Raw genomic sequence first — 18,832 nt, forward strand, 5'->3', positions numbered from 1 at the left:
CGACCCGCGCGCCGTCGAGGAAGGCATCGTGCCGGGCGGCGGCGTGGCGCTGCTGCGTGCGCTGACGGCGATCGAGTCCCTGCGCGCCGGCAATGACGACCAGAAGGTCGGCATCAACATCGTTCGCCGCGCACTCCAGGCTCCACTCCGTCAGATCGCCGAGAATGCCGGCGAAGACGGCGCCGTGGTCGTGGGCAAGATCCTCGACAAGGCCGAGTACAATTTCGGCTACAACGCCGCGACGGGCGAGTACGGCAACCTGGTCAAGCAGGGCGTGATCGATCCCGCAAAGGTCGTCCGCACCGCGCTGCAGGATGCCGCTTCGGTGGCCGGCCTCCTCATCACCACCGAGGCGATGGTGGCCGAGATTCCGAAGAAGTCCGGTCCTGCCATGCCCGGCGGCGACATGGGTGGCATGGGCGGAATGGGTGGCATGGGCTTCTAAGCCCCACCCGGTCCATCGCGTCTCTTCGGACGCGCCTGAGAACAACGAGCCGCGCCTTCGGGCGCGGCTTTTTTGCGGGCACACGGGGGACAGCGACCGATCCTCCGAGCCAAGTCTTTGTCGGCGCAATTCAGGCCGCGCGCTGCCCGTCGTCCGCGTCCCGAGTAGCGCTGTCGATCAACTCCTCGGCCCATTGGTTCAGACTCTTGCCCGCGAGTTCCGCCGCCAGGGCCGCGCGCCGATGGACCTCGGGCGCAACGCGGAACATCATCTTGCCGGAGTACGGCTTTTGAGGCTCTTTGCCGTGCGTCGCACACGTCTCCAAATAGTCGTCCACGGCCTCTTCAAAGGCCATGCGCAACGCTTCGACGTTGTCGGCATGAAAGCTGATGATGTCGTTGATGCCAGCCAAGCGGCCCCAGAAGATACGGTCGTCGTCGTCGTACTCAATTCGAGCCTGGTAGCCCTTGTAGGACATTGCATTGCTCACGGCTTCACTCCGATCTTGATCAGGAACTCTCGCGCGAGTTTCACTTGGTACTTCTTGGCTTCCTTGTCCGGGTGCGGACGATGGAAGAAGGCAGACACGCCCTCCTTTTCGAACCGGACCCGCGAACCGCGCCCTTCGACCACCTCCGCTCCCGCGGCGATCAGCAAGCGCTCGATATCGGCCCAAGCAAGCGTCCCCTTGAGAGGGTCGTTGAACAGAGCCGCAAGGGTCTTCTTGTGCTTGCTGTTCATGCTAGCATTCTATGCTATCAAATTGCGGGATGCTATCATAATTTGATAGCAATCGGCGCACCGATACTCAGGGCACCCCGGCCAGCTCTCTCGCCAAGGCCAGAAGCCCTTCGCGATCCTCCGCAAAACCGCCGTCGATCCAGCGCTGTTCGGCCTCGCGCAGCATGGCGCCGATCTCGGGCCCGGAGAATTTGCCGAGCGCGGCGATGTCCGTGCCGCGCAAGGGGAAGACCGGAGCCTCCCAGCGCGCGGCCAAGGTCGCGGCGCGGTGCCAGTCCGGATCGGTCACGGGGGCATCGCCCGTCGCCCAGGCCAGCATCACCCGCGCGGTGTAGGCATCCGGCCCCAGCGCATAGAGCTTGCGCTTGGCCGCGGCCTCGTCCGGCAAGGCCTCGTCGAAGGGAACGCCGCCGAGTGCGAGCTGGGCCTGTTCGGCGTTGGAGAGCTTGAACCGGCGCGCGAGGCGCTTTGCGTCCTCGGGGACGAACACCGCCAGGGCGGCGAGGCGCAAAATGGCGCTGGGCTGGCGGTCGAGCGCATCTTCGATGCCGATGAGGCGCGCGAAACGGGTGAGACGCGGCACGCCGCCAAGGATGTCGCAGATAAGCCCATGGTCGAACAGGACCGACATCGCCTCGGCCGCGCGCGGCGCCACCAGCAGCCGCTTCACCTCGCTCGCCACCCGCTCCGCCGAAAGCCGGCGCATGCCCGCCCGCGCCCGCACGCAGGCCGACAGCCCGGCCGCATCGAACGGGCCCCGGCCATACCACGCGTTGAACCGGAAGAAGCGCAGGATGCGCAAATAGTCTTCCTTGATGCGCGATGCCGGGTCGCCGATGAAGCGGATGCGCCCGGCCACCAGGTCCGGATAGCCGCCGAGCGGATCGAACAGCGTCCCGTCCATGCCGGCATAGAGCGCGTTCAAGGTGAAGTCCCGCCTTGCTGCGTCTTCCGCCCAGTCCTCCGTGAAGGCGACCGTGGCGTGGCGGCCGAACGTCTCCACATCGTGCCGCAAAGTCGTGACCTCGAACGAGACGCCGTCGACGACGACCGTCACCGTGCCGTGGGCGATGCCGGTCGGAATGGCCTTCAGGCCGGCCTTGCGTGCCCGCGCGATGACTTTCTCGGGAACGATGGTTGTGGCGAAATCGACGTCCGAGACCGGCAGTCCGAGCAAGGCATCGCGCACGGCGCCGCCCACCGCGCGGGTCGCACCGGTCTCCCCCGACAGCGCCTCAAAGAGGCGGACGGTCTCGGGCCGCGCGAGCCACGGGGCAGCATCGAGCGACGGCGGCGCCAAGTCGTTGCTCTTGTCTTGCGGTGTGTCGTGCTCGGCCATGGGACTGGGTCCGACAGGAAGGGCGGAAGGTCAATTGATGCCGCCCGGTTTGATGACGCCGTCTTCCAGAACGGACGGTTGATAGCGGCCCTCGCGATCGCCGCCGGTGAAGTCGACCAGCGTGAAGAGCCCCACGAACAAGACCACGAGGCCGGCGATGACGAGCCACAGGAACGGGGCCCCCGCCATCGCGCGGTTGGGGGCGACGCCCTTCACCCACACCACGTAGGCCGCGTAGACTAGGAAGGGCAGCAGAAACAACAGGATGTTGATCAGAATAACGCGCAACATCTGTCCCGGCAGTCTCCCCAAATCGGTTATTCGGCACGGGTCTTGACGCGCCTTTGGTGCGGGAGCTTAGCGGCGCGATGCGCCGAAGGCGAGCGCGCTTTCCCCCGGCCGCGCGGGTCAGGCCTACTCGTCCATCGGGAAGGGAAAAAACACCCCGCTGCTCCACACGCCCGGTCCCTGCTCGGTCTCCACCGTCATGTCGGCGAGTTCGTAATAGACCGCGCGCGAGAGCTGGGCCCGCAAGCCGTCCCGCACCTCCACGTACGGGGCCCGCCCGCCCTCGGGCTCGCGACGAAAGCCGATGGCATGCCCGGGTCCCGCCGTGACCACATCGTCCACATTGGTGGTGAAGGTCAGGCGCTGATCGGCGCCCTCCCCGTCCCGGCTCATCGCCACCGCGATAAACGGCTCTCCCTCGACCTCGATCGGCACTTTTTCGACCGGGGTGACCAGGTAAAAGCCGTCCTCTTCGCGCCGCAGCACGGTGGAAAAGAGCTTCACCAAGGGCTTGCGGCCAATGGGCGAGCCCTCGTAGAACCACGTGCCGTCGCGCGTGATTTTCAGGCCGATGTCGCCGCAAACATTAAGCTTTGGCAATGAAGGCTTGGCTCGTTTGCCGCCATCATTGCAGGTGCTACGAGTCGGTTGGTGTTCTCCTCAGGCATTGTCGTATTCCGCCAAAAACGACCTGGTGTTCGCAACAAAGACCTTAGAACATACGAACAAGGGATTGTGATCCGATAGCCGATCAAAGTGTTCTGCTTTCATACGACTTTGGCCCTATTTTTTCTCCACCCTGTGGATCGAGCAAAACGGAAGCAAAGATAAGACAGTCATGACCACACTTGAATCCGACCCCCAGCTCGTCGACCGCCTCGATGAAATCGGAACCAAAATCCAGGATGTGCGCGAGGCGACCGCGACCGTCATCTTCGGCCAGGAGCGGGTCATCGACTTGGCGCTGGTGACGCTGCTCTCCGGCGGACATGCCCTGCTCATCGGTGTGCCGGGCCTTGCGAAAACGAGCCTTGTGGAGACGCTGGGCGCCGTGCTCGGACTCGAGAACAAGCGGATCCAGTTCACGCCGGACCTGATGCCGTCCGACATCGTGGGTTCGGAGGTCTTGGAAGAAGACTCGAGCGGCTCCCGCGCGTTCCGTTTCGTGAAGGGGCCGATCTTCACCCAGCTCCTGATGGCGGACGAGATCAACCGCGCCAGCCCCAAGACCCAGTCGGCCCTGCTCCAGGCCATGCAGGAACACCACGTCACCATGGCCGGCGTGCGTCACGACGTGCCGCTGCCGTTCCACGTGCTCGCCACGCAGAACCCGCTGGAGCAGGAAGGCACCTATCCGCTGCCCGAAGCGCAGCTCGACCGCTTCCTGTTGCAGATCGACGTCTCCTATCCGGATATCGACGCCGAGCGGCGCATGCTGTTCGCCACCACCGGCACCGAGGAGCGCAAGCTCAAGACCATCCTGACGGCCGAGGAGCTGATGGTCGCCCAGCGGCTGGTGCGCCAGCTTCCCGTGGGCGACCAGGTCGTCGACGCCATTCTGAAACTCGTCCGCTCCGCCCGCCCGGGCACCGGCATCGACCAGACCTTGGACGAGATGATCGCCTGGGGTCCCGGCCCGCGCGCCAGCCAGGCGCTCATGCTGGCCGTGCGCGCCAAGGCGATGATGGAGGGCCGGCTCGCCCCGTCCGTCGACGACGTGATCGACCTCGCCGAGCCCGTCTTGAAACACCGCATGTCGCTGACCTTCGCCGCGCGCGCGGAAGGGATCGAGATGAGCGACATGATGGCAAGGCTCATCGAGCCGCTGAAGTAGGCCTGCCTTGGCAAACGTACGCGCAGCGCTTCAACCGTTTCTGGCGGAAGAGGCCCAGGCCCACGGGCTTGCGGCGCGAATGCCCGCGCTGCTCGTCGAAGCGCGCCGCGTCGCGCATACTGTCACACACGGCACCCACGGGCGCCGCCGGCCCGGCCCCGGCGAGACCTTCTGGCAGTTCCGGCATTTCGATACGAATGATCCCATGGCGGCGATCGACTGGCGCCGCTCCGCAAGCTCCGACCGTCTGTTCGTCCGCGAACGCGAATGGAAGCCGCGCACACGGTCTGGCTTTGGCTCGACCTGTCGCCTTCGATGCGCTTCCGGTCGTTCCTGTCGAAGACACGAAGGAAAGCCGTGCCGTCGTCCTGGCGCTCGCACTCACCGAGCTGTTGGCGCGCTCGGGCGAACGGATCGGACTGATGGGCGAGTGCCATCCACGGGCCGCTATGTGAGCCGCAAGATCGCCGAGGTCCTCTTGAGCGAAACGGCGGATGACAGCCTGCCGCCCCCGGCACGCCTCAACCGCTTTTCCGAGTGCATCCTGTTCTCGGATTTTCTGGAGCCCATCGAGGACACCGTCGCCCGCTTCCATGAAATCGCCAGTCAGGGCGTGCGCGGACATCTGGTGCAGATTCTGGATCCCGCCGAAGAGACCCTGCCCTATTCGGGACGCACGGAGTTCGAGGCCTCGGAAGGCGGAGACACCATGATCGCCGGCCGCGCGGAAGATCTGAGAGACAAATACCGCAAGCGGATCGAGCGTCACCGCCTGGACCTTCAGGAGGTGGCGCGGCAACTCGGCTGGTCCTTCGTCCTGCATCACACCGACCGGCCCGCCGAGGAAGTGCTGCTGGCGGTGCACGGCCAGCTCGCAGGCCAGGAGCGCGATTACCGCTACCGCCCCGGGCGCGCCGCCACCGCGCCCGCCGCCGAAACGGGCGCCCGCTCATGATGACGCTCGGCCCCATCGGCTTCATGCAGCCTTGGATCTTGCTGGCCCTCGCGGCCCTGCCCGCGATCTGGTGGCTGCTGCGCTTCACCCCGCCGAGCCCGAAGGTCGTCGAGTTTCCGCCAACGCGTCTCCTGAAGGAGCTCAAGCCCACCGAAGAGACGCCGGCGCGCAGCCCCTGGTGGCTGACCCTCATGCGGATGCTGCTCGCCGCCTTGCTGATCCTGGCGCTGGCGCGGCCCGTCATCAATCCCGACGAGGGACGCTTCACGGGAGACGGCACGCTCCTTCTCGTGGTCGACAATGGTTGGGCGTCCGCGGCCTATTGGAGCGCGCGGCGCGAGGCCATCGAGGCCGCCATCGACCGTGCCGATCGCGACGACCGCACCGTCCTGATCGTGCCGACGGCCTCCACCGACGAAATCGGCGAACCGCTGCCGGCGGATGCGGTCCGCGAACGCATCGCCGGACTCGTGCCCCAACCCTTCGCACCGGACCGGGAGCTTGGCCGCGTCGCTGGCGGAGACTCTGAAGGAGACATCCGGCTACAGCGTATGTGGCTGAGCGACGGTCTCGACTACGGGCATGCGCAGCCATTCGCGGACGCTCTCGCAAAGCTGGCCGAGGGCGGCAGCCTCACCGTGCTGAAGCCCGGCCCTCAGGAAGCGGCCCTCGGCGTCGGGCACGCGCGCGCCGAAGGCGGCGTTCTCGCCGGCCGCGTCGTCGCCGGTGCCAAAGGCCCTCTGTTGGGACGCCTCCGCGCGCTGACGGCACGCGGCGAACCGCTGGGCGAAGCGCCGTTCGTAATCAAGGCCGGCGAAACCGAGGCCATTGCGCCGTTCGACCTGCCTCTCGAAATCCGCAACCAGGTGGCGCGCCTTCAGATCAAGGGGCAGCGCTCTGCCGGAGCAGTGCACCTGCTGGACGCGCAGTCCCAGTGGCACCGCGTCGGCATCGTGTCCGGCGAATCGCGCGAGGAGCCAGCCACTCCTGTCGCCGCTCTATTACGTGGACGCGCGCTGTCGCCCTATGCGGATGTGATCAGACCGTCCGAGCGCAATGTCGCCACCGCCGTCAACGACCTGATCGAGAAACAGCGCGTTTCCACGATCGTGCTGGCCGATATCGGCAAGCTGGTTCCGGCGACCCAGGAAGAGCTCGAGACCTGGCTCGACAAGGGCGGCGTGCTGATCCGCTTCGCCGGACCCCGGCTCGAGCAAGGCGGCGACGAACTCCTACCCGCCGCCTTACGGCGCGGCGGCCGGTCCATGGGCGGGGCCCTGTCGTGGGGAACGCCGCAACAGCTTTCGCCGTTCGAGGACGACAGCCCGTTCAGCGGGCTCGACATTCCGGAAGACGTGCGCGTGAACCGGCAGGTTCTCGCGGATCCGGCCGTCGCGATGGATGCCGAAGTATGGGCGACCCTGGCCGATGGCACGCCGCTCGTCACGGCCAAGCATCACGGCGACGGCTGGATCGTCCTGTTCCATGTGACCGCGAATTCCGATTGGTCGAACCTGCCGCTGTCCGGCCTCTTCGTGGAAATGCTCCGCCAGACCATCACCCTGGGACCGAGCCAGGTCGGCGCCCCGAGCGACGAAGACGGCGAGGCGGGCGATACCGCGGCCAGCACCGTGCGCAGTTCGGCGACAACCGCGCTCGCCCCGGTTCAGACCCTCGACGGATTCGGCCAGCTCGTGCCCCCGCCCCTGAACGCGGCGCCCATCGCGCCCGACAGTTTCGACAAGACGGTTGCCGGTCCCGACCATCCGCCGGGCTATTACGGACCGTCCGGGCAAGCCCGCGCCCTCAACATCGTGAAGACGAATTCGAAACTCGTGCCGCTCCCCGACATCGAGGGCGCCAGCACGGTCGGCTTCTACACGTTGAAGAAGCCCTTCGCCCTGGAGCCCTGGCTCTATCTGGCCGCGCTCGGCATCTTCGCGCTCGACATCCTTGCGGTGCTCGCGCTGAGCACGGGCCTCGGCATCCGCAGGCACCACAGAGCCGCGGCGGCGATCGCCCTTGCCACCCTGCTCGCGGCCACGGCCGCGCCGCACGAGGCCGTCGCGGCGGAGCCCGATAGCGCGATGAACGCGGACGAAGCCGCGGAGGATTTCGCCCTTCGCGCAACGTTGAAGACGCGGCTCGCCTATGTGCTGACCGGTGACGGGGAGATCGACCGCACCAGCGAGGACGGCCTCATGGGGCTGAGCAAGGTGCTCGGCGCCCGTACGGCCCTCGAGCCCGGCGCGCCCATGGGCGTCGACATCGAGAACGACGAACTGTCGTTTTTCCCGGTGCTCTACTGGCCCGTGCGCGAGGACGCCGAACCGCTGTCCGACAAGACGCTCGCCAAAATTGACGCCTATATGAAGCAAGGCGGCATGATCGTCTTCGACACCCGCGACCAGGAACGCGTGGCCTATGGCGGCAGTCAGGGCAAGGCCCTGACCCGGCTGATCGGCCAGCTCGACATTCCGGCACTCGAGCCCGTGCCCGGCAACCATGTGCTGACCCGGTCGTTCTACTTGATGAACAGTTTCCCCGGGCGCTGGGACGGCGGCTCGCTCTGGGTCGAGGCCGAGCCCGCGGACGAGGCGGAGCGCAATGCGCGGTCCCGCCGCACGGACGGCGTCAGCTCCGTCGTCATCACCTCGAACGACCTGGCCAGCGCCTGGGCGCTCGACGAGGCCAACCGCCCGCTCTATCCGGTGGTGCCCGGCGGCGAGTTGCAGCGTGAGATGGCCTTCCGCGCGGGCGTCAATCTGGTGATGTACGCCCTCACCGGCAACTACAAGGCGGACCAGGTCCACGTGCCGGCCCTGCTCGAAAGGTTGGGCCAATAGATGATGAACTGGTCCATCACCTTTATCCCCTTCGTGCCCTGGCTCGCTCTTTGGGTGATCGCCGGGATCGGGGCCGTCCTGTTGGCGCTGCTGTTCTGGCGCGCCCGGCGCGGCGCCGTGCTGCGGCTCCTCGCCTTCGCCGCGCTGCTGCTGGCGCTGGCCAACCCGCATCTGAAGCGGGAGGACCGCGAGCCCCTCAACGACATCGTGACCGTCGTCGTGGACGACAGCCAAAGTCAGACGCTTGCCGGCCGCACCAATCGCACGGCCGAGCTCCGCAAGGCGCTCGAAGACCGCCTCAAGGAGGTCCCGAAGCTCGAGACCCGCGTCGTGCGGTCCAATTCGTCGGGCGAGACCGAACGGGACGGGACGATGCTCTTCACCGATCTCGGCCAGGCTCTCGCCGACGTGCCGCCGGACCGCTTGGCCGGCGTCGTGATGATCACGGACGGCCAGGTCCACGACGTGCCCGACAAGGTGGCCGCCCTTGGGTTCGACGCGCCCGTGCACGCGCTGCTGACCGGCAAGGAGGGTGAGTTCGACCGCAGGCTCGAAGTCACGGCAGCGCCCCGGTTCGGCATCGTCGGCAGCACACAGACGATCGAAGTCAAGGTCAGCGAATCCAAGCCGCGCGACGACGACATCGCCACGTTGACCGTGACCCATCAGGGAAAGGAACCCCGCACCCAGACGGTGCGCATCGGCGATCGCGTCGAGGTTCCCGTCGAGATCGACCATGCCGGCCCCAACATCGTGGAGATCGAAGTCGATGGCGCGCCCGGAGAACTGACCGCGATCAACAACCGGGCCTTGCTCACCGTCGAAGGCGTGCGCGAGAACCTGCGCGTGCTTCTCGTCTCCGGCGAACCCCACGCGGGCGAGCGCACCTGGCGCAATATGTTGAAGTCCGATGCGTCCGTGGACCTCGTTCATTTCACGATCCTGCGTCCCCCGGAGAAGCAGGACGGCACGCCGATCAACCAGCTCTCGCTCATCGCCTTCCCCACGCGCGAGCTGTTCCAGGAAAAGCTCGATCAGTTCGACCTGATCATCTTCGACCGCTATCAGCGCCGGGGCGTCCTGCCGCTGCTCTATCTCGAGAACGTCGCGCGCTATGTGGAGCGCGGCGGCGCGGTGCTGGTGTCCTCCGGCGACGACTACGCATCGCCCTTGAGCCTCTACCGCACCCCGCTCGGCGAGATCCTGCCCGCGGCCCCCTCGGGACGCGTGATCGAAAAGCCCTACCGCCCGGCCCTGTCGGACCTCGGCACCAAGCACCCGGTGACCGGCGATCTCGAAGGCGCCCGTGGCGGCGGCGCCCACGGGACCGACCCGACCTGGGGCCGCTGGTTCCGCGTGGTCGATGTCTCCCCGCGCGAGGCGGAGGTTCTGATGGAAGGCGCCGACGGCCGGCCGCTTCTGGTCATCGGCGAGCGCGGCAAGGGCCGCGTCGCGGTGCTGCTCTCCGACCAGGCCTGGCTCTGGGCGCGCGGCTATGACGGTGGCGGGCCCTACTCGGACCTGCTGCGGCGCCTGGCGCATTGGCTGATGAAGGAGCCGGAGCTCGAGCAGGAGACCCTGAGGGCCTCGAGCAAAGGGCAAAGCCTCATCATCGAACGGCGCTCCATCGAAGACGAAGTGGACCCGGTGATCGTGACCACGCCGTCGGGCGAGGAGATGAGCGTCGAGCTCGACAAGGGCGAACGCGGCATCTGGCGCAAGGTGCTGCAAGTCGACGAACACGGCGTCTATCGCGTGGCCTCGGGCAACCTTGCGGGGCTTGCCACCGTGGGCAAGGCCAACACCCGCGAGTTCGCGGCCGTGACCGCATCCGACGAACCGCTCGGGCCGGTCCTCGAAGGCACGGGCGGCGGCGCGTTCTGGATGGGCCGTGACGACACGGAAGGGGTGGCCTTCCCCGGCTTGCCAATGATCCGCAGCGGCCACGTCATGCACGGCACCGACTGGCTCGGTCTCCACAAGCGCGATGCCTATCACGTCAAGGGCGTGCGCTTGTTCCCGCTCTTCAGCGGCTTCCTGGCACTGGCCCTGCTGCTCGGACTCCTCGCCGCGGCCTGGTACCGCGAGGGCCGCTAGGCGCTCTTCCTCGGGCTAGGCCGTATACGCCCTGACCTGACCGGCCGCGCCCTCGAGTGCGCCTTCGGCGAGCTCCACGCCCAAGAGGCGCGCCGGATCGACCGGTCCCGGAAGGGTGATCGCGCCTTGCGCCGTTGGCTGAAAACCGAAGCGGGCGTAATAAGGCATATCCCCGACCAGCAGCACGAAGCCGAACCCGGCTTCGCGGGCGCGCGCCAGCCCTTCCTCGACGAGCGCCCTGCCCCAGCCTTTGCCCGCGAGCACCGGATCGACCACGAGCGGCCCGAGCAAGAGCCCACCGTCGCGTTCGCCGACCCGGATGGCCGTGAACCGGACGCCGCCGGCCACCCTGCCCTCGCTCCACGCCGTCAGGCTGAGCGCGGCCACGGGCGCGACGCCCTCGCGCACGCGGTAGGCGCTGCGCGCGAACCGGCCAGGGCCGAAGGCGCTCTCGGAAAGCGCATTGAGCGCCGGAATGTCGGTTTCGGTTTCGGGGCGAATGTCGAAGGTCGTCATAGGGTTGGCACCAGGAAAAAGGGCGAAGGGAAATCCCTACCGAGCGCCAAACGTGACCAGCTGATTGTGCGTGGGTTCAGGGCGAGGCGGCGGCGAGGGTCAGGCGTTCCGCGTAAAGCGGGCGCGTGCTCGTCGTCGCTGAAGACGGGTTATGGTCTTGCTCGTCCACATCATGGGCGCTCGCCATATCACGGACGACGCCAAGAGGTCCAGCATCATCGAGGGCCCGGAGCGCTCGGGCACGTTTACGAACCGCCCCAAGTTCACTAAGTGTTATCGGCTCACGTTATAGTGTTGGAATTGCTAGACTTCGGCTCTGGCAAGGTGGGGCGTGAACGCACGATCCGAAGATTAAGCGGGGTTATTCATGGCAGACAAGGCGAAGCTGCTCGTTCTCTATCACTCATCCTATGGGCACACCGAGACCTTGGCCTACGCGATGGCGCACGGCGTGCGTGCGGTGGAAGACATTCGGGTGACCGTGAAGCGCGTTCCCGAGCTGATGCCGGACGACGTCATGGCGGCCGCCGGCATGAAGGTCGAACAGCCCGCACCGATCGCCGATCCGGCCGAACTCGCCGACTACGACGGCATCATCCTCGGCACGCCCACGCGCTTCGGCAACATGTCCTCGCAAATGCGCTATTTCCTCGATCAGACCGGTCCGCTTTGGGCGGCCGGGGCCCTGATCGGCAAGGTCGGAAGCGTCTTCACCTCGACCTCGACGGGCGGCGGCAACGAGACGACGATCGTGTCCGTGTACCACACGCTCATCCATCACGGCATGGTCATCGTGGGTCTGCCCTATTCCGCGCCGGACCTGCCGGACATCAGCGAGGTCAGGGGCGGCTCACCCTACGGCGCCGGCACGATCGCCGCGCCGGACGGCTCGCGCACGCCTTCGCAAAAGGAACTGAACCTGGCAAGTTTCCAGGGTCACCACGTCGCGAAGATCACCAAGAAACTGATGACGGGCGACGAGTAGCGCGCCCGCCGAGGTCCGTCCCGCGACGCCGTTTAGCCCGACCACAGGGGACTGACCGGCGCGCGCCGAAGATCTCCGCAAGACGGCGGTTCGTGCCCGGATCCAAGGGTTCGGGCAGAGCGTCCAGGGCGAACATCCCCGTTTCGGCGATCTCGCCCCTTTGCCGGTAATCGCCCTTTCGCGTCCAGTCCCGCACCAGATAAAGGGCGATGTGATCCCCGGGGAAATTCGTGTTGTTGGAGAACATCCCGTGCAGGCTCGGCGGGCCCGTCAGAGTGACGCCCACCTCTTCGTCGAGCTCGCGTGCGAGCGCATCCTCGAGCGTCTCGCCCATTCGACGCCACCGCCCGGAAAATACCAGCCAGCCCGATAGCTATGCCGCACGAGAAGGACACGGCCCGCCTCGTCGATCACCGCGCCCTGGGACCCCAGCGTCATGCCGCGGCGCAGACGCCAGACGGGCCGGAACGCCGCCGTCATGAGCCGCGACAGGCGCTTGCTGCGTGGTCCGTTCTTGCTCAACCGCAAAGTCTCCGCTGTCATCGTGCTGAAATCGAGCCGCACCATGACGGCACAGGCAGGTCCTTGTCCAGACGGTCCGCCTCCTGCGGCGGCCGGCCGCGACGCGGGGAGCGTTCGCCTCGGCGCGGGCCGCTTCTCTTGGGTGCCGGGCACGTTCTCTTGGCGGATGCGGCTTTTTGCAATAGGCAGAGCCCATGAGCGCCAATGAGGCCCGGTCCGTGTTCACACTCGCCCATCTCTCGGACATTCACTTGAGTCCGCTGCCGAAGGTGAAACGGCACCAACTCCTGTCCAAGCGGCTCCTCGGCTACGTGAACTGGCACCGGGGACGAAAGTTCGTGCATCGGCGCGACGTCCTCGACCTCCTCACGCGCGATGTGAAAGTGCGCGGTCCCGACCACATCGCGGTGACGGGCGACCTCACCAATCTGGGCCTGCCACAGGAATTCCCGCCTGCGGCCGAGTGGCTGCGCCAGCTCGGGGCCCCGGACGAGGTCACCGCCATTCCGGGAAATCACGACGCCTATGTGCGGCTCCATCCCGACAAGACCACGGCCCATTGGCGCCCCTTCATGGAGGCCAACGAGGCCGGCCATGCGCTCTACGAGACGCCGCCGGGCGGCTTCCCCTTCGTGCGGCGGTTTGGCGACATCGCTCTCATCGCCCTGTCCTCGGCCGTTCCGACGGCGCCGTTCGTCGCCGCCGGCTGGCTCGGCGAGACGCAGCGCCGTGCGCTCGCCGACGTCCTCGACCGGCTCGGCCGCGAAGGACTGTTCCGCGTGGTCCTGATCCACCACCCGCCGCTTCCGGGGCAGGCCGGTTGGCGACGCGGCTTACGGGACGCACGCGAGGTTCGAGGGGTGCTGCGGGACCATGGCGCAGAACTCGTCCTCCATGGCCACAATCACGAACAGAGCGTCCTCGACTGCGAGACCGCCGGCGGCCCGGCGATCGTCGTGGGCGTTCCGTCCGCGTCCGAGGCGGTGGACGGCCGGGTTCCGGCCGCGCGCTACAACGAATACGCCATCGAACGGGCGGGAAACGGGTGGTGTGTGGAGATGACCGGCCGCGCGGCCACGTTGGACGGCCAGGTCTGGGAGTGCGAGAAACGCGTGCTCAGGTCGCGCTGAGCCAGACCGCGGCGAACAATCCGACCGCGCCGGTCAGCAATCCGACGATGAAGCTCAAGATCACCATGCGCGTGTTGAGCCGAGGCTTCGGCTCCGCATCGGTACCGTGGGGCCGAATGGCCGGCTGAAGCAGACCCGCCTCCATGCGCTCCCGGCGCACGATCTCGCCGGCGACATAGTCGGTGATACGGTCCGCCGTTTCGACCACGTTGGTTGCGCGAAACAACGTCCGGCGCCCGTTCTCGCTGTTGCGCATGAACAGATAGGCGTTCGTATCCTCATCGACGGTGACATAGGTGAACAGATCGACCCACAGCCGCGCCGGCCGCTCGGAACCAGCGCCAGGTTGAACCGGTCGTCGTGCCCGGGAATGTCCGCGAAGACCGCGTCCAGCTCGGCCTTCAAAAGCTCAAGCCGCGCGAGCTCCCCATCGCGATGGTCCGCCGTGCGATCGAGCCGTTCGGCCTCCTCGAGCCTTGCCCGCCCGATCGCCTCGCGCAAGGAGCGGCTCGCCGCCGGGCGCGCGATTGCCTTGACGCTGTTGTCCATCGCCGAAAAGTCCTCTTCTTCTTCCGTCTCGTCTTTCGTCCTTCGGAACGCCGCCTCGAACCTGGACGCCGCCGCCTCGGTCGGGGAAGCCGCGGCCTCGAACTTGGGCTTGGCATCGGCCCGCCACCCTTCGGTGTGGGACGGTTCGGCGTGGGACGTTTCGGCTCCGAACGCTTCGTCTTCCGTCAGTGGGGCTGCAGCCAAAGCCGCCTCGGCCACCTCCCGCGCCCGCGAGAGCGGGGTCAGGCGGACCGGACCGGTCAGCACGGGTCTGGAGGACCTCAAATCGCGCATCGGCCAAGCGTCGTCGTCGGAGTCAGACAACGCATCCGAACCGGAGCCAGACACGCCTTCGCCTCGATCGTCCGCACGCGTCCGATTCACCGTGAGCCAGCTGGCCGCCGAGCGTCTGCGCCGGACCGGATCCGATCCGAACGGCGTCTGCGGCTCGGCCGCGCCCTTACCGGTTCGCCAGGACAACGGACGCTCTCGCATCGTCGAACCATTTGTCGATGGCGGCATCGACGCTCTTGTCGAGCCCCAGCTGCCAGGCGGCGATCGTGGAGTCCAGCGCCTCGTCGTTGGCGGCAACGAAGCTCTCGCGATTGATCGCCTCGCTCGCCTCGTTGACGAAGTAGTCGATGGCGATGCCGATGGCTACGCCAAGCGCGGCGCCGATCACCTGGCCGCCCACGGGCTCGACGACGGTCCCGACCGCCGCACCCTGCAGCGCCGGCCCCGCGCGCGTGGCAAGCGAGGTGGCAAGACGCGTGGACATCTGCCCGAAGCTGCGCGCCGCGATGCCGTTGATCGCCCGGCCGAGCGTGAGCGCACCGATGGTCCCGCCGGCCGCGGCAGCCCCGACGCCCACGACACCGTCAAAGGCCCGGTCCTCCATCAGATACGTCGGCGCTTTCCATTTCTGCGCATCCCAATCCAGCTTCAGATTGGTCATGGAGGTGGTTTTCGGAATGTCCTCCATGTTGCTGGTGTGCTTGGCGAGGAACAACTGCAGCCGCATGTCGGTGTTGGCAATCACGCGCCGGAAACTGTCATGAGCATGGCGCACGGCCTGCTCCACGCCCTTGGTGATCGTCTGATCGCGCAATTCGGGCTTCAGGACCTGGTCCGTGTAGTTGCTCAGAAAGTACTCGTCGACGTCCGCCTCGATCGCCTCGCCGAGCGACTCGTATTTCCCGGTCTCGAAGAACCGGCTGACCGCGGACGCCACGGTTTCCTTCAGCACGATGTATGAGCGCTTCCATGCGAAGAACCAGTCTGCATAGGCCTCGATGGCCGCATCGCGATCCTGAAAGGCGAGTTCGAAGCTGCGGGCCATGTCCTCATGGGCGGCCCGCTTGATGCGCGCGCGCTCCTCGTCGAGCATCAGGATCGTGTCGTTGACGAACTTGTCCGCCTCCGACTGGCCGACGACGAGCTTGTGCAGCTTGCCGTCGACATCCTTCACCACGAGATCGACCGCGTCGGGCGGCAAGGTGCGGCTGGGCGTGAAGATATCGAAAAGACTATCGTCGGGATGGACGGCGGCGGTGTGATCGAGATGGCGGTAATAGCTGCGATAGAACGTGGTTCCCAAGGACAGCACCGCATAAGCGATCAGGATCAACCCGATCGCAATCCCGATGGGCTTGAGGAACATACCGAGCGGGCCCGGCTTCACCACCTTCTGGGTGACGCGCGTTTCGCGTTCCTTGGCAGGCGTGTCCCGGCGCCGCGTGACACGCGACAGCCACGACTCCTCCTTGGCGGGGGGAGCGGATGTCACGTCTTCAATCTCGTGCACGCCGCGTCGTAGGCCTCCACGAGGGCGGTGCCGCGCTGTCCGTCGTCAAGCATGTCCTGTGACACCTCTCCTGTGACACCGTAGGAACTGACTGAAGGAAGAGCCCCCGTACCCTTCGCACACCTGCGTTATATATAGGAACCGCGCCCGCCTGATGTAAGTCGGCGGGGCCGGCGCGCCTGCTAGCCTTGGTCGACAACCCGAAAGAGCCATTCGAACAAGCCCTTACGGTCCGTCCGGAATCGCGCCAGCGTATCCCCGTCATCGACTTTGACGGACAGGCCTCCCAGCGCGTTGACGACCTCGAAGGCATGCTCGTCGGTGACGTCGTCGCCGATAAAGATCGGCGTCCGCCCCTGGAACGGCGCCTCCCCCAGAAAGGCCCGCACGGCCTCGCCCTTGTCGATGCCTTTGGGCTTCAACTCGAACACCATCTTGCCCGGCAGAATGACGAGGCCGGGGTTCTCGGCCACCACGTCCTGGACGGCGCCTTCGCAAACGGCCGCCAGCTCCGGCCGCTGACGGAAGTGGAGGGCGATGGACGACCGCTTCCGCTCCAAAAGCAGCCCGGCGTTGTCCTCCGCCAAGGGCTCCAGCGCGGCATGGGCGGCCGCCACCGCAGCTTCGTTCCCTTCATCGATATGAAGCATGCCGCGTGAATCGCGCCGGATCGAGCCGTGTTCGGCCGCGACGGGGAGCGCGACCGGCGCCAGGAACCCGTCCACCACCTCGAGGGGACGGCCCGTGACAACGGCGACGGCGCCATCGAACTGGATGGCGAGCGCGCGCAGGATCTCGCGCACATGCGGCTCGACGGCAACCAGGTCCGGGCGCGGTGCGATCGCCACCAGCGTCCCGTCGAAATCAAAGAAAAATGCGCTTGAGCGCGGCACATCCGGCAAATTCTGGGTCATGGTTCTCCATTGGCGCGGCGTTGTCTTGGAAGGAGGCAGGCAAAGCGGCATAGATCAGCAAAAATCGGGGTCCGCCGCCCAACTTGCCAAAAATATTCGAAATGTTCCGAACCCTTTGTGACGATTCCGGTTATGATCATGTGCCGACCGCGGCATGCGCGATGCGCGCCCTGCGAGGTTCTTATACGATAGGTTGCGAAACGCCAGGGGACCTCGCAGCGGGGCATGATAACAAGACATGGCAGTAGGACATGGCGGCAGGGCGTGGCAGCAGGACATGGCCACGTCATCCGCACGGGATATGACAAACGTAAGTCCACAGACGAATGATTCGGCCGCGCGCCCGCATCCGGTGGCGCGCCCGGCCAGCCAAGGTGAAACCAGACGCTGATGCCTGAGAAGACGGAAAATAACCGCCGCCTTGTCGTTGTTTCGAACCGCGTTGCGGACTTCAAGGCCAAGTTCCAGACCGGCGGCCTGGCCGTCGCACTCGGCGATGCGCTCAAGGCCTCCAAGGGGCTCTGGTTCGGCTGGAGCGGAGACACGCGCGACGACGCCCTCTCCGTGCCGCCTCACGTCGAGAACATCTCGGGACTGACCGTCGCCACGATCGATCTCACGGATAAGGAGGCGGAGGGCTACTATTACGGCTATGCCAACCGCTGCCTGTGGCCGGCGTTGCACTACCGGCTCGATCTCGCCCAGTCCAACGAAGAGCAGAGCGAGATCTACTTCCAGGTGAACGGGCGCTTCGCGGACGCCCTCATGCCGCTGCTGCAGCCGAACGACATCATCTGGATCAACGACTACCATCTGATCCCGCTGGCCGAGGAATTGCGCGGGCGCGGCTGCACGGCCCGGATCGGGTTCTTTCTGCATACGCCCTTTCCTTCGCCGGAGATCTTCGCGGCGATCCCCAGCCAGAAGCGTCTCGGCAACGCGCTGATGGTCTACGACGTGGTTGGATTCCAAACGACGTCGGACCGGGACAATTTCCGGCGCTACGTCACCGCCTCGCTGGACGGCGAGCAGCTTCAGGGCGACCGGGTCACCGCGCAGGGCGAGACGACGCTGGCGTCCGTGTTCCCCGTCGGGATCGACGTCAATCATTTCAAGACCCTCGCGGACGAGGAAGACGCCAAGGGCGCGCTTCTCCCCGACGCCGGCGAGGACGTGAAGACCATTATCGGCGTGGACCGTCTCGATTACACCAAGGGGCTGCCCGAGCGCTTGCGGGCGTTCGAGGTTCTGCTCGAACAATATCCCGAACACCGGGGCAAGGTCCGGCTTGTGCAGATCGCGCCCCCGACGCGCGAAGGACTGCCGGTCTATCAGGAGATCCGCGAAAATGTGGAACGGCTGGTCGGCCGCATCAACGGCCGCTTCGGCGACCTCAGCTGGCAGCCCGTCATCTACATGCATCGCGGCGTTCCGCAGAACATTCTCGTCCGGCTGTTCCGGCGGAGCCATGTCGGGCTCGTGACCCCGTTGCACGACGGCATGAATCTCGTGGCCAAGGAATATATCGCCGCGCAGGCCGCGCAGGATCCGGGCGTGCTGGTGCTCTCGCGCTTCGCAGGCGCCGCCGAGCAACTGCGCGAAGCGTTGCTCATCAACCCGCACGACATCCAGGAGACGGCCCGGGCTCTCGACGGCGCCCTGACCATGCCGCGCCAGGAACGCTGGGCCCGCCACAACCGGCTATGGCAGCGCATCGAGACCTATGATCTGTTCAACTGGCGCGACAGCTTCATTCAGTCCTTCGCGGAGTCGGACACGAATCCGGTCAACCTGTTCCCGAAAGAGGCCGGCGCTGCCTGACGGAGGCGCCAAGACGGAGGCACCAAGCGGGGCGCCGCTGTCGCGG

General features: G+C 66.5%; 20 protein-coding genes. 9 read left to right on the forward strand and 11 right to left on the reverse strand.

The genetic code is table 11. The annotated features are described in order from the left end of the window. The coding region (locus AUC68_RS00005; RefSeq protein WP_280138487.1) for a TCP-1/cpn60 chaperonin family protein at positions 1-445 on the forward strand (445 nt) is incomplete at its 5' end. Between the two features lie 130 nt (positions 446-575). Here the strand turns inward: AUC68_RS00005 and AUC68_RS00010 are convergent. From AUC68_RS00010 to AUC68_RS00030, 5 genes are all read right to left on the reverse strand, one after another. Next, positions 576-923 carry a type II toxin-antitoxin system HicB family antitoxin gene (locus AUC68_RS00010; protein WP_193407067.1) on the reverse strand — a complete coding sequence of 116 codons (348 nt, stop codon included), beginning with the start codon at positions 921-923 and terminating at the stop codon, positions 576-578. Between the two features lie 8 nt (positions 924-931). Continuing rightward, entirely contained in the window at positions 932-1,186 is a 255-nt protein-coding gene (locus AUC68_RS00015) for a type II toxin-antitoxin system HicA family toxin (RefSeq protein WP_069435780.1), read from the reverse strand. A gap of 67 nt (positions 1,187-1,253) precedes the next feature. Continuing rightward, positions 1,254-2,525, reverse strand: a complete 1,272-nt coding sequence (locus AUC68_RS00020; RefSeq protein WP_069435781.1) for a CCA tRNA nucleotidyltransferase — start codon at positions 2,523-2,525, stop codon at positions 1,254-1,256. Positions 2,526-2,555: 30 nt separating this feature from the next. Continuing rightward, entirely contained in the window at positions 2,556-2,816 is a 261-nt protein-coding gene (locus tag AUC68_RS00025) for a DUF6111 family protein (RefSeq protein ID WP_069435782.1), read from the reverse strand. A 123-nt stretch (positions 2,817-2,939) separates the two neighbouring features. Beyond that, complete coding sequence (locus AUC68_RS00030) at positions 2,940-3,413, reverse strand: DUF1285 domain-containing protein (protein ID WP_083240236.1); 474 nt, start codon at positions 3,411-3,413, stop codon at positions 2,940-2,942. A gap of 238 nt (positions 3,414-3,651) precedes the next feature. On the opposite strand from AUC68_RS00030, the gene AUC68_RS00035 reads away from it, so the two are divergent. From AUC68_RS00035 to AUC68_RS00050, 5 genes are all read left to right on the forward strand, one after another. Further along, the gene (locus AUC68_RS00035) at positions 3,652-4,647 is read left to right on the forward strand and encodes an AAA family ATPase (RefSeq protein WP_069435783.1); all 996 of its coding nucleotides are present in this window, start codon (positions 3,652-3,654) and stop codon (positions 4,645-4,647) included. A 293-nt stretch (positions 4,648-4,940) separates the two neighbouring features. Continuing rightward, positions 4,941-5,102, forward strand: coding sequence for a hypothetical protein (locus AUC68_RS17245; RefSeq protein ID WP_244500320.1), 162 nt, complete (start codon positions 4,941-4,943; stop codon positions 5,100-5,102). Beyond that, a complete protein-coding gene (locus AUC68_RS17250) occupies positions 5,078-5,602 on the forward strand; it encodes a DUF58 domain-containing protein (protein ID WP_244500321.1) in 525 nt (174 codons plus the stop codon). The genes AUC68_RS17245 and AUC68_RS17250 overlap by 25 nt, the downstream gene beginning before the upstream one ends. Then, positions 5,599-8,448, forward strand: coding sequence for a DUF4159 domain-containing protein (locus AUC68_RS00045; RefSeq protein ID WP_069435784.1), 2,850 nt, complete (start codon positions 5,599-5,601; stop codon positions 8,446-8,448). Before AUC68_RS17250 ends, AUC68_RS00045 begins: the two co-directional genes overlap by 4 nt. A 3-nt stretch (positions 8,449-8,451) precedes the next feature. Further along, positions 8,452-10,545 carry a hypothetical protein gene (locus AUC68_RS00050; protein ID WP_069435867.1) on the forward strand — a complete coding sequence of 698 codons (2,094 nt, stop codon included), beginning with the start codon at positions 8,452-8,454 and terminating at the stop codon, positions 10,543-10,545. A 15-nt stretch (positions 10,546-10,560) separates the two neighbouring features. Here AUC68_RS00050 and AUC68_RS00055 read toward each other — a convergent pair whose 3' ends face one another. Beyond that, positions 10,561-11,061, reverse strand: a complete 501-nt coding sequence (locus tag AUC68_RS00055) for a GNAT family N-acetyltransferase (RefSeq protein ID WP_069435785.1) — start codon at positions 11,059-11,061, stop codon at positions 10,561-10,563. A gap of 367 nt (positions 11,062-11,428) precedes the next feature. On the opposite strand from AUC68_RS00055, the gene wrbA reads away from it, so the two are divergent. Further along, complete coding sequence (gene wrbA / locus AUC68_RS00060) at positions 11,429-12,046, forward strand: NAD(P)H:quinone oxidoreductase (RefSeq protein ID WP_069435786.1); 618 nt, start codon at positions 11,429-11,431, stop codon at positions 12,044-12,046. Here wrbA and AUC68_RS15370 read toward each other — a convergent pair. Together AUC68_RS15370 and AUC68_RS17255 are read right to left on the reverse strand one after the other, a co-directional pair. Then, entirely contained in the window at positions 12,015-12,380 is a 366-nt protein-coding gene (locus tag AUC68_RS15370) for an NUDIX domain-containing protein (RefSeq protein ID WP_244500309.1), read from the reverse strand. The genes wrbA and AUC68_RS15370 overlap by 32 nt on opposite strands. Then, positions 12,317-12,613 carry an NUDIX hydrolase gene (locus AUC68_RS17255; RefSeq protein ID WP_069435787.1) on the reverse strand — a complete coding sequence of 99 codons (297 nt, stop codon included), beginning with the start codon at positions 12,611-12,613 and terminating at the stop codon, positions 12,317-12,319. Before AUC68_RS17255 ends, AUC68_RS15370 begins: the two co-directional genes overlap by 64 nt. A gap of 149 nt (positions 12,614-12,762) precedes the next feature. Between AUC68_RS17255 and AUC68_RS00070 the strand changes: the two genes are divergently transcribed. Next, the gene (locus AUC68_RS00070) at positions 12,763-13,698 is read left to right on the forward strand and encodes a metallophosphoesterase family protein (RefSeq protein WP_069435788.1); all 936 of its coding nucleotides are present in this window, start codon (positions 12,763-12,765) and stop codon (positions 13,696-13,698) included. Here the strand turns inward: AUC68_RS00070 and AUC68_RS00075 are convergent. The 3 genes from AUC68_RS00075 to otsB form a co-directional block, all read right to left on the reverse strand. After that, positions 13,685-13,954 carry a hypothetical protein gene (locus tag AUC68_RS00075; protein WP_069435789.1) on the reverse strand — a complete coding sequence of 90 codons (270 nt, stop codon included), beginning with the start codon at positions 13,952-13,954 and terminating at the stop codon, positions 13,685-13,687. The genes AUC68_RS00070 and AUC68_RS00075 overlap by 14 nt on opposite strands. Positions 13,955-14,707: 753 nt before the next feature. After that, a complete protein-coding gene (locus AUC68_RS00080; protein WP_069435790.1) occupies positions 14,708-16,033 on the reverse strand; it encodes a hypothetical protein in 1,326 nt (441 codons plus the stop codon). 200 nt (positions 16,034-16,233) lie between these two features. Further along, positions 16,234-16,965 (reverse strand): trehalose-phosphatase, encoded by a 732-nt coding sequence (gene otsB, locus AUC68_RS00085; RefSeq protein WP_069435791.1) that lies wholly within the window; start codon positions 16,963-16,965, stop codon positions 16,234-16,236. Positions 16,966-17,355: 390 nt separating this feature from the next. On the opposite strand from otsB, the gene AUC68_RS00090 reads away from it, so the two are divergent. Continuing rightward, a complete protein-coding gene (locus AUC68_RS00090) occupies positions 17,356-18,786 on the forward strand; it encodes an alpha,alpha-trehalose-phosphate synthase (UDP-forming) (protein WP_069435792.1) in 1,431 nt (476 codons plus the stop codon). The last annotated feature ends 46 nt before the right edge of the window (positions 18,787-18,832 follow it).

This window comes from Methyloceanibacter methanicus, assembly GCF_001723285.1.
Classification (GTDB): domain Bacteria; phylum Pseudomonadota; class Alphaproteobacteria; order Rhizobiales; family Methyloligellaceae; genus Methyloceanibacter; species Methyloceanibacter methanicus.